Here is a 13,415-nt window from a genome sequence, read left to right as displayed (position 1 = left end):
AGGCGCAGCTGGTTGCGAAAACAGCCAGCGTTTTGATGAATGATCGCCGGCCAGGGCGCAACAGCCCTTGCTATGCATTGTTCTTCAGAACCACGCTTCCGGCTACGATGTCGTGAATCGCCCTTCGCTCTGTGTTGGTATGCATGGTCAGAAATGATACCCACCCAAGGCCGATCTTCAGCAAGTACCTGAAAAATGCCTGAAGGAGATTGATCTTCCTGTCCTTATCGGAGGCGCGCCGGACACGAATGCCTTTGAAATAATTGCCGACGGTACATCCGAGCGCCGTACATACCGGCTCGTAAACGCCCCAGATGCCGAAGAAGAGCGCCACCCGGATCCAGTCAGGAGCACCTTCATACTGCTCCAGGGCTGATGCTGCAAAGAACATCATCACCACAATCAAAATGGAATCGATAAAGGTTGACTGGATGCGGTCGGAAAGCGTAGGGTAGACAAGCGGCTTGGTCTCTAAAACAGTTGTTGTCGACATATTGAGTTGTTTTGGCTCTTGTGCATATGAAAACTACCGACACCGCATTATGGCGAGTGCGTTGTGCCGTAGCCGAGGATGAAAGTACGAACTATAGCGACTGGTCGGAGGCCAAAGCGCAATATCACATGTTGTGCGCAGGCCTATCAAAGCAGGGTCTCCCACTGCCTGTTGACGCACTGTAAGGAGGCCTGTTGCCAGTGCGCGAACCTCCGTTCACGTACAGCGCTGGCCTGGTTGATGATTGCGCGAAAGTTCTTGAAAGGCTTTGGATTTTCCAATGCTTCCTGCAGTCCAGCGCGAAGTTTGACGCTGCCGAATGACTCAACGAAAGCCCGCATTGCCCGAAAACTCTCCTCCGCCGACATTGATTCGAAGAGCACGAGTTTCTTTTTGTCGCGTTCTATTTTTTCCAGACTTCCCTCCCACGGCTCAGGACCGGTCATTTCGATGCCTTCCTGGGTAGGCACCGATATAACCTCAAAGGTTACCTTATGAACATAGACCAACAGCCCAGCTCCAGGTCAGAGGCTATCTCGGTCCGTATCGTCGCGTTTGGTTCCATTGAAGACTGACTGCAGCTGGCGCATAACGAAAAGTACCTTGCGCTGTGGCCGGGAGTGAAGCGATCAATTAAAACGTCTTTTCAGAGGCCATAGCGCAATAGCCCCTGTCAGCGGCAGTGCCTTGTCCAGGCGACTCAGCCGTAGGATCTGGTCATATTCGCTGTAGCTAAGCTTCACCAGCATTCTCAGCTTGTTATACTGGATGTCATAGATCCATAGACTACGGCTACGATATAGGAATGGAACCAGCAAGTAAACGAAATTCAACACACTGTCCACCTCTTCGCCTCCATCGGGGCTGTAGCCGTTCGTTATCAACTCTCCTCTATAGCCTGAATCAGGGGCGACCGTAAAGGATCTTGACCGGAAGCCGAATGCAACAGTCCGCTTTACAACTATGGAATCTTCCATAATTGTCAGCCCATAAACCGGATAGACCCAAAGTATGACTGATGCGGCTAAGCTGGCAAGCGCTGCAACGTCGCGACCGGAAAGAAGGAAATAGATTCCGAGCCCCACACCAATAAGCGCCAGAACCCAGACGGCATAAACTACAGGACTTGTATTTCGCTTGAAAACAATCATAGGCGGGTAGCCTGGCCTTGCCGCTAACAACAGCGCTTTGCGCTGTGGCCAGGTGTGAATGTACGACCTTTCAGAGTGCTTGCAGGCCATAGCGCGACAGCCCTGTTAAGCGCAGGCGTCGCCCAATTCAAACTCCGTCTCGTCGGTTGGCGTATTCACGATAGCGATCGCCGAATTCTAGTTCCAAGGCAATGCGGAGTAAAGCAGGGTAGGCAAACCAAAACCCGCCCTTTACCCGCTCGTTTACGAAAGCCTCTCCATACTCGCTTTTGTAATGCTGTTCGTGGAAGTCGCCTAGTGGATCTGAATCGTACTCCAACACAGCGGGGCTGTGGCGGTCAAGGATGCCCTTCAACTGTTCAGGGCTTGTAATGCCGAAATCGCTGAGTTCCTGTAGCTCTTCGCAGTAGTCCGTGTTATGAAAATCATTCTGCGCAGGAAATGTTTCCTTCAGGATCCGATAAAGCCCCTGCTCTGTTAGTCGTTGACCTTGTGCTGAATTTGCCACCTGATTCGAGTTTAGGACATCGCTTGCGCTTAACGGCCAAGGCTTTGCGCTGTGGGCGGGGAACAAGTTACGAAGTATAAAGCAAGCCCGGAGGCGATAGCAGAACAGCCCATGTCACGCGCCGTGTGTGGTCACTGTCCTAGTTCGGAAATGGCGTGATGCCCGGCCTCTTCCTTAACCGTTTTCATCAGCCGATTAATCCAAATCAAGAAACCCATCGCCACAAAATTCAAAGAGTAGTCATAGGTATCCCCTTCGGAGCCTAACGAAAAAGTCATTCTTAGAAAACCCATGTCAAATGTTACGGGGCCCGCTTCCCCATTCGAAACTCCCATTGCCAGGTAACATCCCGTAGCGAAACTGAAACCAAGTATTGGAAAACCGAAGTGAATGATTTGGAGAATCTGGTTCCACAGGCTTAATCTCAAGCCTCGCTCCTTCCCCTGATAACATAGGTAACCACAAAAAATGGAAAACCCACAGAGGACTAATAAGCATACTACCAGGGTGATATTGACGGTGCCACTGGTCAGCACAGACCAAAGTCCTATTAGAATTCCAAGTGAGCCTCCAACGATCTGGTACAAGCCAATTCTCACCATGTCCTTCTTTACTTCTTCAGAATTGATCATCAGCATTGGGTTAGAAGCATTGCGCACAACGACCAGGGCTTTGCGCTGTGGCCCAAAATGAAATTACGAGCTAAAATGACTGCTCGCAGGCCACAGCGCAACAGCCCCTGTTAGCGGCAGGTTGATCTTGTAGATTTAAACCGCTTAATAGACGAATGTTTTGCTCTCGCTCTCTTTTGAAACTACCAAAAAGGGTTTATCCTGATCAATTCTTTTTCCGCTCATTACAAGACCAACTTGTTTTGAACTTGCCAAATAAACCCTTGTACCTGCTTTAAAGTAAAGTGCTTTTACAGACTTCGGCCACATAGTTATTTGCTCGGTACCATTTTGAGATTCACCTGGTGCATAGCTGATAATTGTAACCTTTTTAGGAAGTATCGACGAATTCTTGATTGAGAACTTTACGTTGGAAGTTTGACCTTCTTGTGCACTAACAATACCAACAGAGAAGCTTACAATTAAAAAAAGCAAACTCCTTTTCATTCTGATAAATTTAGATGATGAATCTCGCCTCTAGGAATTGGTTTTACAACTTGCCGCTAACGACCAGGGCTTGCCGCTGTGGCCGAGAGTGAAGTTAGCACTTTAGTGAATGCCGGGAGCCCATAGCGCAATAACCCCTGTTAGGAGAAGTGCCCGACTTAGTAGCTCTGGATGAGGACGTCTGTGGGAATGTTGAGCCTTTGATGCAGTTGTCTAATCATCTCCAGCGTCAGCTTTCTCTTTTTGTTGAGAATCTCGCTGACACGGCTCTTAAGGCCAACTACCTCAGCAAGGTCGCTTTGGTTATAGCCCAGCTGTTCCATGCGGAAGCGGATGGCTTCAATGGGATCGGGCATTCCAACAGGAAAATGTTCGTTCTCGTACTTCTCAATCAGGATACTAAGTACTTCCAGCTCGTCTCCTTCCGGGGAGCCGTGGCGAGCATCAAAGATTACCTCCAGGCGTTGCATGGCTGCCTGGTAGTCTTTCTTCGTCTTGATGGGCTTAATCGTCATAGGTCTATATGGTTGTCGCATCGATCCGGTCATACTGGGCGTGAGTACCAATAAAACGGATCCATACCATTTGGAAAGGATAATTGATCTTAACAATGAGCCGGTAGTGATTGCCCTTGATGTTGAAAACAACCCGGTTATCTGCAAGGAAGCTCGCCGATGGATAATCCCTTTTAATGTCTTTAGGACCCTTCCACGAGGCTGCCTCCGCTTCCTGATACCAAGACTTCAGCTGCTGCTCGCAATCCGGGTGCTTCAACCAGAAGTCCCGCAAGGTCTTCTTTGCAATGACTCTCACCTAAAACCGACTTTAAACAAAGATAAGGAATGTTCCCAATATGGGAACCAAATTTAGGGCTTTCTCACAAAGGACATTTCGACTAACGGCCAGGGCTTTGCGCCGGTCCCTGAAGTTAGGAGACTATCTGCTGTAAATGACCGGGGCTAGCGCAACAGGCCCATGTTGGGCCCTGCTCTCAGAGACGTCGCATAGCAGCCATCAGCCGCCGTAGCCAAGTCGTGCAGTTTGGTTCAGTAAATCTTTTGAATTGCCACCCGACATATATCCGGTGCTCGGTAATTGTAGCACAACTCGGTGTTTTGTCACCATTCCTACGTACTTCTTCAAACCTTTGAATCAATTCAAGCTCTAAGGCCTTCAACGAATCTATTTGACTAGGCCGCAAACGATACGCTGCAGTATCTACCGCCGCCTCTCCCCCATCGTAGCCGACTGCACTTTGAGAAGCGAAGTAGTCCGACCCAATCTTCCGAATATGAAGAACAAAGTCTGTTCCGCCAAAGCAGCCCATCCGTGTAACATCAATTACAAAGACATGGCCTTTATCAATACTATCGGCCAGATGTACACCAAAGTCAATTTCCTTCAAATCTTTTCTATCCTGAGCGTATGTGAGCTCAGACAAAAAAGTTAGACATATGATTACGATGATCAATCTCATAGAATGTTTGACTAGTAGCGCCCAACGGCCAGGGCTTTGCGCTGTGGCCGAGAGGAAAGGTATGAAGTTTCAGGGTGTTCGAAGGCCATAGCGCAACAGCCCATCCTATGTTTGTTTTCTATTACTTTTCGGTGATGAAGAATGTGGGCAGCGGGAGTAAGATCACATAGCCCCTGAAGCCAGGAAAAGCTTGTACAACATGATGATCCCCCTCTGCCTTTTTACACGTTACTGCGGGTAGTTCAACTGAGTCCGGATGGCAGTCCGTGAACTCGCATGAAATTAGGATGGCTGCAGACGTGTAAAAATCACATTCGTTTTTCTAACACTAAAAGCAAATTACGAAATGAAACTCGTTTGCGGCATCGATGTCTCTAAAGACACGCTCGACATCTATTACAATGATGAGAAAAGGAAGAACCATTATGCGAAGCTCCCCAACAACGCCAGTGGGCACCGCGATCTGCTCCGCAAGTGCGGTGTGCGCCAGTACGTCCTCGAGACCTCCGGACCGTATTACCTGGCCTTGCCTTTACCCTTAAAGAAGGGGGTGGCGACGTCCGGGTAGAGAACCCAATGGTGGTCAAGCGCTTTATCCAGATGAACCTGGAGCGCAACAAGAGCGATAAAAAGGATGCGCGCTGGCTGTATCGCTATGGTGTGGAGCGTGAGGCTTCCGTGTGGCGCGTCCCCTCGCAGGCGCAGCTCAAATGCAGCCAGATCGGGGCTTTGATCGATATGTACGTCCGGCAGAATACGATGCTGCAGAATCAGCTGCACGCCCTCACCTACATGCCCTTTGCCGACAAAGAAGTGGCAAAAAGTATAAAAGGATCGATCGCCAGGCTCGACCGGGAGATCAAGAAACTCGAAGACCAAATGAACACTGAGCTAAAGGGGTGGTGCGAAGAGAAGATGAAGGCCGTGCGCTCTGTTCCAGGGTTGGGTAAGCGTGCCACAGCGGCCCTGATGGTGGCTACCGACGGGTTCACGAAGGTTACCAACCACCGGCAGCTCATCGCCCTTGCCGGCCTTGCTCCACGGGAGCACCAAAGTGGCACCTCCATCAAAGGCAAAAAAGGAATTTGCAAGATGGGCAATGGCTACTTGCGCAGTGTGTTGTTCATGGGAGCCATGTCTGCCAAGAAACATAACCGGGCGTGCAGGGAGCTTTACGATCGCTTGATAGCAAAAAGAAAAGCACCCTATGTCGCCCTCATCGCCGTTTGCAATTAACTGCTCAAACAAGCCTTGGCTATTGCCACAAAAGGAACTACCTATCAGGCAGACTATAAAAGCACCCTGGCTTAAAAAATATCAGGAAATCAACATAGTTCATGTTGTGCGCAGGCATCAAGGCTGCTTCCAATAATACCGGTGTAGACCGCCTGCCGTGTCGCGGATATAGAGCTGATTACCATCCAAACGTGGAGCGATGCCAGCAGGTAGGGGTCTTCCGCCCGGAACCTGCTGATAGTCGAGTAGTTCAAGGTGTTCATAATCTAAAACCCCGATATAAGTAGGAAACCGCCCATCCCGTAATGCAGTAAAGAAGATATACTCACCCACTACTTGCCAGGACCGGATCACGAGCTTTTCGCGAAGTGCCGAAGATACAATCCCTCTCGCAAAAGAGCGCCTGACCCGGCATCAAACTCCCTGTAGTTAGTTTCCGGAGCGTAAGCAGATAAACCATAAAGGGATAGAACCCGGTCTTGGGGATGAATAAGATGCGTAGCAAAGGAGTAACCTATATGGAAGGCATCGCCCTCAAACCGGACTGCGCCTGATTCCAGATCAACTCCAAGCAAGAGATGCGTTTCGGAAGCATCCTGCAGCGCGGCCCATAGGCAACCGGCATAATTCCCAATCAAGCGATGCACTTTACCTGCCGCGCTCACATCAACTTTCCAAATGGTCTTTCCGGTTGCGATCTCCAACTGCTGAATTACATCATTCGTCCTATCAAACAAGGCTCCTTCGATAAACTGAAGAAGGGATGTATCGGGACGTTGCCAGATCTGGATTTGGCTTGTCCAATCAAAAAGGCCTCCGCACAGCGCCAGCCGCGTAGAGTCGTATGTGCCGCCAATCAGGTAAGGGCCACTGCCCCCCGGCAAAAAAGCATACTGATTGCAGGCAAACAGTTGTTCTCTGCTTCCCAAGTCATAGGCCAGGACCGATCCATCCCAGGAATCAATCAGAAAACAAGTCTGCCCGTTCACCCAAAGGCGCTTACTCTTTGAGAAATTGCCGAGCACCCACTCCCCGCCGGCGCAATCATAAACACGAACTATACCGCCCTTTCCAGAGGAAGTCAACCTGCCATGAGTGGCATCAAACTCAAATACGTCAGGTAGGGTGTCGCTGTAAGAAAGCGTCATCATTTAATTTTAAGAAAAACCAAAAAAAAGGATGATTTCATACAGCAAAGACTTCTTCCGGCTTGCTCCCAACGACCAGGGCTTTGCGCTGTGGCCTGAACTAAAGATATGACTTGAAATGAAACGACCGGCCATAGCGCAATAGCCCATGTTAGGCGCTGGTCGAGGACGCTCCGGCCTGATACTCAGCCTCTACTTTATGCATCTGCGTAATATGGCGTTGCCCATGCTGCGCTAGGAAGTAGATATACTCGTAAACGTCGATCTTTCCGAGCCCGTTCACACTCATAGTAGTTCTATAAAGCACGCCTTCCCCTTTTCCCAGATTTTGCAGATGGCCAAGGCATCTTTCGAGCTGACCGTTGAGTTCCTGTCGCACCTCTGTCAACGACTTGCCCCCCTTCGGCTCCATATGCTCGGGCCGGATCCAGTCAAAGGACTTGTGAATTCCGACTTCGTCCAGACGGTCGCGATGAAACTCGTAGTCCTTAACCGCGTCCTCGACATTCACTCTAGAGGCATTGTCAAGAGCCTTCCTGGCACCTTTATCGATCAGAATCAGAAGGAAATGATTCGTGAGAGCAATATGTTCAAGCACCTCATTGATTGACCAGCCTCCGTTCTGGGGTTTGTAGGAACGCACACCGGCTTCCTTATCGAACCAAGCATCGATTGAGGAAAAGGAACTAACGAGACTGTTCCGGATATCTTCTATGACTGTTTGTACTCTCATGCTGGTTCTACTAGCGCCTAACGACTAGGGCTTTGCGCTGGCGGTGAGCTTGGTGAAATTACAACTTTAGGGCAGACAGCTAGCGCAACAGCCCATGTTGGCCGCAGTCGGTCCTAAGGAGAAGAATTTCCGGCACCACGGCAACCGTTGACTTCCTGTACGGAGATTCCGCCTTCTTCTTACCTGAACTGACGAGGCGAAAACAACCAATGAAATTTTGTCCCTGGTACAATGACAACATTCTAACACTTTGATCATATCTCCATGACCCAATCCCCTTCCAAGTACTGACGTCGGAGTAATCAATATTTACAACCCGAAAAGCCAACTGTCCGCCGGTCTTGAAATCAAGTTCAACGTAATAAGCGATCTGATAAAGCGCGAACCCTTCTTCCGCTTGTGCTGAAACTGTCTTCTGGAAGTTCATAATCTGCACTGTATCTGCCTTAAAAAACGCACTATCCCAGTTCTTAGCAATCCATTTCGTACCCGAGAGATTAGTCTTGGGCTGACTAAGGCAAAAAATGCTTGAGAGAAGTAACGATATGGTGATTTGAACTTTCAGACTGTAGATTGCGGCCAACGACCAGGGCTTTGCGCTGTGGCCGAGATTGAATGTACGAACTATAAGGAATGTCGAAAGGCCATAGCGCAATAGCCCATGTTAGCGGCTGCGGCGAGTTTAGAAGCACTCACACGTCTTGGGAGGATTCTCTCTGAGCATCGGAGTTGCTCTTTTCCAAGTTGTAATGGTTGACTTTTCCTTGCGGGAGAGCACAAACAACGTATCACCGCGCTTCCAGGTACTGGATCCGTCCAGATCTCTGTCAAAGATTACATAAAGCGCACTGGAGTCTCCCGTGAGCTGAGCTCTGGCTTTGGTGAATGTCTGAAAGCCATTTACGTCAAGTGTACCCAAAGTGGAGTCGCCAGATTTTGCGACAGCAAACTCCCATAACATAGAAGGCGCCGGCACCTCAGCTTGATCTAAAGGCTCTTCCTCATAAGAATACTCACCGACCCAAGAGTCAATAGAAGGCTTTTGTCGTGTCTTGCAGCTCAGAAGAACGAAAATCACCAAAAGGGTTTTAAAGGCAGATAGGTACAATAAAATGCTTCGATTCATAAGACTGGTAGTAGCCGCTAACGACCAGAGCTTTGCGCTGTGGCCGAGCATGAATTTACAAAGTTTCAGAGTGTTTGAAGGCCATAGCGCAACAGCCCCTGTTAAGCGCAGGCGGCCATCAGGAGGCCTGCCCGTCCGAAGGGGGAAATAGCTTAGCATGGCATGTCTTGCAAATCCATTGCCTGTCAGCTGTATAGCCGTCTGTCTCGCCGGCCTCGGTATCATCCGATAAGTTTACAAAGCAGATTTCGCAGTGGTCATGGGTCCATCCATCTTGGACCAAGTCGAAGTAAGCAGGGTCAAAGCTTTGTCCAACGAAGGGACGCGCGTTACCGGCTTTCTTCTCAATTAGTGCCGGAGAAGGTTGCCACACTTTGAATATCCAATCTAAGCTTCGATAGTATTGTAAGTCCTCTGAAGTGAGCTGATCCATGCTTCGGGTTTAGTAAGATAGCTTGCGCTTAACGACCAGGGCTTTGCGCTGTGGCCGAGAATGAAGTTAAGAACTATAGTGAATGATGATAGGCCATAGCGCAACAGCCCATGTTAAGCGCAGGCGGCCCATTAGGAACGCAGTCTAGAGGACACTGCAACGTTTTGCTCATAACACTCACGGCAAAGCCATTGGCGGTCGGCTGTATATCCTTCTGTCTGACACGTCTCAGGATTATCACAAAGCTTCACGAAACATACTTCACAATGGTCGTGCCTCCAGCCGTCTTCTACGAGATCAAAAAAGACCGGATCGTATCCCTGTCCGATGTATGGACGAGCGTTTGCACCTTTCTTTTCAATAAGTGCTGGTGTCGGCTTCCAAGTCTGCAAAGTCCACTTTAAGGAACGAAAATATTTGAGGTCTCTGGGATTAAGTTGTTGATCCATGCTCAGGGTTTAGGAATGTAGCTTGCGCTTAACGGCCAGGGCTTTGCGCTGTGGCCGAGGATGAATGTACGAAGTTTCGGAGTGCTCGGAGGCCATAGCGCAACAGCCCATGTTGTGCGCTGTCGGTCATTCGTAGTCGGACAACGGGAGCGCTTCCGGAAAGTATTCCTTAAACCTGTCCGGCAACACTGCCGTCCTGAACTTGACAATTGTATAGCTGCCGTCCCAGCAAATGATCTCCACCTCAGATTGATCTAGTTCGAAATGCCCAAGCTTCCAAATATAGGGGTTACCGTCTGCCCAAGGCAGGCTGTCCTCGTCTATTTCAAGACTTACCTCTTTAGGGACCGCAGCAATAAACGCCCAAAGAGTTTGCATTCGATAGGCCACAAGTCTTGAGAATTCCTCAGGCGAAAGCAATATCCAGTCCTTACTTCGATCAATATCTGGAGACTGTCCTTCTCGAGGATGGAACCAGAAGTTTGATATGAACCAGTTGTACGACGCGATCACCTCTCGCAAAGGAGCAATGACCAATGCAAGGTTTGTGTGAAATGGCATCCGCTCGCTTTGATCAATAATCCAGTTCATACTATAGGACTGTAGATAGCGCACAACGACCAGGGCTTTGCGCTGTGGCCGAGAATGAAATTACGAACTATAACGAATGTCGGGAGGCCATAGCGGAATAGCCCATGTTATGCGCCGCCGGACTTTAGGAAATAGAATCTCCCAGATCGATCAGAACGATTGTGGCTGTCACGCCCGCTGCTACGAAGCTGGCAGCAAGCCGCCGCTTCTGGTAGCGCGGCCTCATCCGGCTGCTGCGAAGCCATTTCTGAAGCAATCGCGTCCCGGTCATGACAAACTACTCTTGCAAAGAGGCCGCGCGGAGCTCTTGTGGAAGCTGTCGCCAAAGTATTTGACAGGCTACTTGATGCGAAGCAGGTAGCGGGCGGCGCCTAGGTTCGTCGGCATGCGCTACGAAGCTGGTATCCCAAAAGTCGAACTGAGGAAATGATCCGAAAAACTGAAGCTACTTTAGTAAGGTTGGCCAAACTTCGACCTAAGGAAGGCAGGTGGCGCATAACGACCAGGGCTTGACGCTGTGGCCAGAGTGAAGTTAGTGCTTTAACGCAAGCTAGCAGGCCATAGCGGCACAGCCCCTGTTGGGCGCTGGCCGTCTTTTGGACGCGGAGTGTCCCCGAGGTCCCGCTTTAGGAAATGATGCAGAGACCCAACTCGATCGTAGGTGAACGCCAGGCCGCCTAAAGCCGTAGCACCTGCAGGCTGATTTAAAACTTGAAGTAGCGGAGACTCCTCCTTTAGGAATCCAAAAGCGGCTGGCCTTTGATGCACCTCACTCAATTGGAGTCGTTGCTACGATCGTCGACCTGTAGGAAAAGATGAAAAACACAAAAGCGCGAAGCGAACGCAAAATATCCGGCCTTAATGAATGCAGGCTTGCGCCCAACGACCAGGGCTTTGCGCTGTGGCCAGCGTGAAGGTATTAAATACAGGCGACCATGCGGCCATAGCGCAATAGCCCATGTTGGCCGCAGCCCTAAGGAGCTGCTGTACCTATAATTCCGAAAAATGCCAATGAAATCACCCCAAATACGAGTCCAATACCAACTGCATAAAGTAACCCCCAAAGCAGACGGCTTCTGTCGCCTCCTTTTACATAGATGTTCGCTAAGTTTATTCCTCCCAAAATGAGGAATCCAAGCCAGAATGCTGTCCAAAACATAGTACGTAGTTCATAAATTTACCTCGGTCGTATTAACTCCTAACCGCAACTGCAGGTCGCCGCCTCTTTTACACCTATTCCCGGCCTTACAGTTTGAATCTCATTGTCCGCTGCACATTAAGTCTTGAGCATAATCTAAGTCATGCGTACATGTAGATCAATGTCAACAATGAACGAATTAAGATTTCCGTATTCTTTCCGGTCGGGTGGAGTGTCACAGGTTGCGGCCAACGACCAGGGCTTTGCGCTGTGGCCGAGAATGAAATTACGAAGTTTCAGAGTGTTCGCAGGCCATAGCGCAACAGCCCATGTTATGCGCCGGTCTTCCGTAAGAAAGTCGCACAGAGGAAAAATAAAAGCCCCTAGTATGTAAAGTTTACTTTACATTCGGTCTGTAACCAAATGCTTCTCCCATGAAATTGCTACTCCCCTACCGGTTTAAAAAGGCGGGTCTGCTTATGGCTCCCGCAGGACTTCTTTTCTGGATTCTCATGCAACGAGGCCTTGTGACCCGAGCTCTGATTTGGGTATTGGGAACGCCTGTCCCTAGAGAAGGCTACCCTCCTTACCACAGCGCTAATGTGGCTTTTGCCATCATCGGCTTCTTCTCCTTTCTGGGCGGGCTATACTTCATTGCATTTTCAAAGGAGAAAGTTGAAGATGAAATGATCAGTCAAGTCCGATTGGAGAGCTTTCAGTTTGCCTCAGCGCTGCAGTTGCTTGCCATTATCGGTGGCTTCGTAGCGATCCTATTATACGGAGAGCCTGAAAAAGAGGGAATGATGAACTTTTTTATTTGCTCTATACTGCTCTTCTGGATCTTTTTCATTACCCGGTTCAACTATGTTATTCATGTGAAGCTCAGAAATGAAAAACTATATTAAGGAAGAGCGCACAAGGCAACTGCTCACACAGGCAGAACTGGCCGAAAGGGTTCAGGTGTCTCGGCAAACAATCATTTCTATTGAGTCCGGCAGGTATTTACCTTCCACGGTTCTCTCATTAAAGCTGGCCAAAGTTCTCAAAAAGAAAGTCGAAGATCTCTTTGAGCTCGAGAACTCAGACTAATACGCTTGCACTTTAGGAAAGATCCGACTGGCGCATAACGACCAGGGCTTTGCGCTGGCCCCTGAAATTAGGAAATGACTTTAGTACAAACGACCGGGGCTAGCGCAATAGCCCATGTTAGGCGCAGCTATTTTGATGGTGATCCTATTCTCCTAGTTGCCCAGCAGAGCCCTGTTTTCATGCGTTTGCCATCGGCCCCAGCAAACACCTCGTAATGACTCCCCTTCTGAAAGGATATTCCGCAGCACATCTCCGACAAGCAGGTCGTGTCGACCACCATCGTCCGTCTGCGCTGCTTTCCTTTCATCCACTTGCTAACCTGAAAGGTGATTTCGTATCGAATGTACGGCTCTTCCAAGCGCTTTACACGCAACACTGTACCTCGAAATGCTACATCTGCGTCATCAAGTCCTCTCGTCGTATAGCAATCACAGGCTTTTGCGCCAAAGCTAAAAATGCAGAAAAGTATGGTGGCTAGAAACTTCATAAAGTGCGTTTGTAGACAGGCCGCTAAGTTGCGCCTAACGGCCAGGGCTTTGCGCTGTGGCCGAGGATGAATGTACGAACTATAACGACTGCCCGGAGGCCATAGCGCAACAGCCCCTGTTGGGCGCTGTCCGGCAAGACGAGAAAGACTGTCAGCATTAAGTTGCCATTTCTAATCACTACTTACTTGTGATTTAATAGGGTCTATTTATACGTTCTTTTATGAGTTTTATTTTTTT

18 protein-coding genes are annotated in these 13,415 nt (G+C 49.3%); 4 read left to right on the top strand and 14 right to left on the bottom strand.

Features of this window, described 5'->3' with window-relative positions; translation table 11 throughout:
* Positions 1 to 70 precede the first annotated feature (70 nt).
* The 9 genes from ABD937_RS00150 to ABD937_RS00110 form a co-directional block, all read right to left on the bottom strand.
* Positions 71 to 493 (bottom strand): RDD family protein, encoded by a 423-nt coding sequence (locus tag ABD937_RS00150; protein WP_345252548.1) that lies wholly within the window; start codon positions 491 to 493, stop codon positions 71 to 73.
* A 146-nt stretch (positions 494 to 639) separates the two neighbouring features.
* On the bottom strand, positions 640 to 963 hold the full coding sequence (locus ABD937_RS00145) for a hypothetical protein (RefSeq protein ID WP_345252547.1): 324 nt from the start codon (positions 961 to 963) through the stop codon (positions 640 to 642).
* 159 nt (positions 964 to 1,122) lie between these two features.
* A complete protein-coding gene (locus ABD937_RS00140; RefSeq protein WP_345252546.1) occupies positions 1,123 to 1,734 on the bottom strand; it encodes a hypothetical protein in 612 nt (203 codons plus the stop codon).
* Positions 1,735 to 1,771: 37 nt separating this feature from the next.
* On the bottom strand, positions 1,772 to 2,152 hold the full coding sequence (locus ABD937_RS00135; RefSeq protein ID WP_345252545.1) for a hypothetical protein: 381 nt from the start codon (positions 2,150 to 2,152) through the stop codon (positions 1,772 to 1,774).
* Between the two features lie 131 nt (positions 2,153 to 2,283).
* Positions 2,284 to 2,784, bottom strand: a complete 501-nt coding sequence (locus ABD937_RS00130) for a hypothetical protein (protein ID WP_345252544.1) — start codon at positions 2,782 to 2,784, stop codon at positions 2,284 to 2,286.
* 144 nt (positions 2,785 to 2,928) lie between these two features.
* A complete protein-coding gene (locus ABD937_RS00125; RefSeq protein ID WP_345252543.1) occupies positions 2,929 to 3,270 on the bottom strand; it encodes a hypothetical protein in 342 nt (113 codons plus the stop codon).
* A 158-nt stretch (positions 3,271 to 3,428) separates the two neighbouring features.
* Positions 3,429 to 3,785: a helix-turn-helix domain-containing protein gene (locus ABD937_RS00120; RefSeq protein WP_345252542.1), complete on the bottom strand. Its 357-nt coding sequence runs from the start codon at positions 3,783 to 3,785 to the stop codon at positions 3,429 to 3,431.
* Between the two features lie 4 nt (positions 3,786 to 3,789).
* Entirely contained in the window at positions 3,790 to 4,083 is a 294-nt protein-coding gene (locus ABD937_RS00115) for a type II toxin-antitoxin system HigB family toxin (protein WP_345252541.1), read from the bottom strand.
* 178 nt (positions 4,084 to 4,261) lie between these two features.
* A complete protein-coding gene (locus ABD937_RS00110; RefSeq protein WP_345252540.1) occupies positions 4,262 to 4,747 on the bottom strand; it encodes a hypothetical protein in 486 nt (161 codons plus the stop codon).
* A gap of 346 nt (positions 4,748 to 5,093) precedes the next feature.
* Here ABD937_RS00110 and ABD937_RS00105 point away from each other — a divergent pair, with 346 nt between their 5' ends.
* Together ABD937_RS00105 and ABD937_RS00100 are read left to right on the top strand one after the other, a co-directional pair.
* Positions 5,094 to 5,315 carry a hypothetical protein gene (locus tag ABD937_RS00105; protein WP_345252539.1) on the top strand — a complete coding sequence of 74 codons (222 nt, stop codon included), beginning with the start codon at positions 5,094 to 5,096 and terminating at the stop codon, positions 5,313 to 5,315.
* Positions 5,316 to 5,323: 8 nt separating this feature from the next.
* Positions 5,324 to 5,983 carry a transposase gene (locus tag ABD937_RS00100; protein WP_345252538.1) on the top strand — a complete coding sequence of 220 codons (660 nt, stop codon included), beginning with the start codon at positions 5,324 to 5,326 and terminating at the stop codon, positions 5,981 to 5,983.
* Between the two features lie 350 nt (positions 5,984 to 6,333).
* Here ABD937_RS00100 and ABD937_RS00095 read toward each other — a convergent pair whose 3' ends face one another.
* The 5 genes from ABD937_RS00095 to ABD937_RS00075 all read right to left on the bottom strand — a co-directional run bounded on the left by ABD937_RS00095 (position 6,334) and on the right by ABD937_RS00075 (position 10,463).
* On the bottom strand, positions 6,334 to 7,131 hold the full coding sequence (locus ABD937_RS00095; RefSeq protein WP_345252537.1) for a hypothetical protein: 798 nt from the start codon (positions 7,129 to 7,131) through the stop codon (positions 6,334 to 6,336).
* 151 nt (positions 7,132 to 7,282) lie between these two features.
* Entirely contained in the window at positions 7,283 to 7,864 is a 582-nt protein-coding gene (locus ABD937_RS00090) for a DinB family protein (RefSeq protein WP_345252536.1), read from the bottom strand.
* Between the two features lie 79 nt (positions 7,865 to 7,943).
* Positions 7,944 to 8,291 carry a hypothetical protein gene (locus tag ABD937_RS00085; RefSeq protein WP_345252535.1) on the bottom strand — a complete coding sequence of 116 codons (348 nt, stop codon included), beginning with the start codon at positions 8,289 to 8,291 and terminating at the stop codon, positions 7,944 to 7,946.
* Positions 8,292 to 8,546: 255 nt separating this feature from the next.
* The gene (locus ABD937_RS00080; RefSeq protein WP_345252534.1) at positions 8,547 to 9,041 is read right to left on the bottom strand and encodes a DUF5991 domain-containing protein; all 495 of its coding nucleotides are present in this window, start codon (positions 9,039 to 9,041) and stop codon (positions 8,547 to 8,549) included.
* A gap of 957 nt (positions 9,042 to 9,998) precedes the next feature.
* Positions 9,999 to 10,463, bottom strand: coding sequence for a hypothetical protein (locus tag ABD937_RS00075; RefSeq protein ID WP_345252533.1), 465 nt, complete (start codon positions 10,461 to 10,463; stop codon positions 9,999 to 10,001).
* 1,572 nt (positions 10,464 to 12,035) lie between these two features.
* Here ABD937_RS00075 and ABD937_RS00070 point away from each other — a divergent pair.
* Together ABD937_RS00070 and ABD937_RS00065 are read left to right on the top strand one after the other, a co-directional pair.
* The gene (locus ABD937_RS00070; protein WP_345252532.1) at positions 12,036 to 12,506 is read left to right on the top strand and encodes a hypothetical protein; all 471 of its coding nucleotides are present in this window, start codon (positions 12,036 to 12,038) and stop codon (positions 12,504 to 12,506) included.
* Positions 12,490 to 12,690: a helix-turn-helix transcriptional regulator gene (locus ABD937_RS00065; RefSeq protein ID WP_345252531.1), complete on the top strand. Its 201-nt coding sequence runs from the start codon at positions 12,490 to 12,492 to the stop codon at positions 12,688 to 12,690. The genes ABD937_RS00070 and ABD937_RS00065 overlap by 17 nt, the downstream gene beginning before the upstream one ends.
* Positions 12,691 to 13,415 lie beyond the last annotated feature (725 nt).

The sequence above is a fragment of the Flaviaestuariibacter amylovorans genome (assembly GCF_039541815.1).
Classification (GTDB): domain Bacteria; phylum Bacteroidota; class Bacteroidia; order Chitinophagales; family Chitinophagaceae; genus Flavisolibacter; species Flavisolibacter amylovorans.
This window is presented reverse-complemented; position numbering and strand designations above follow the sequence as displayed.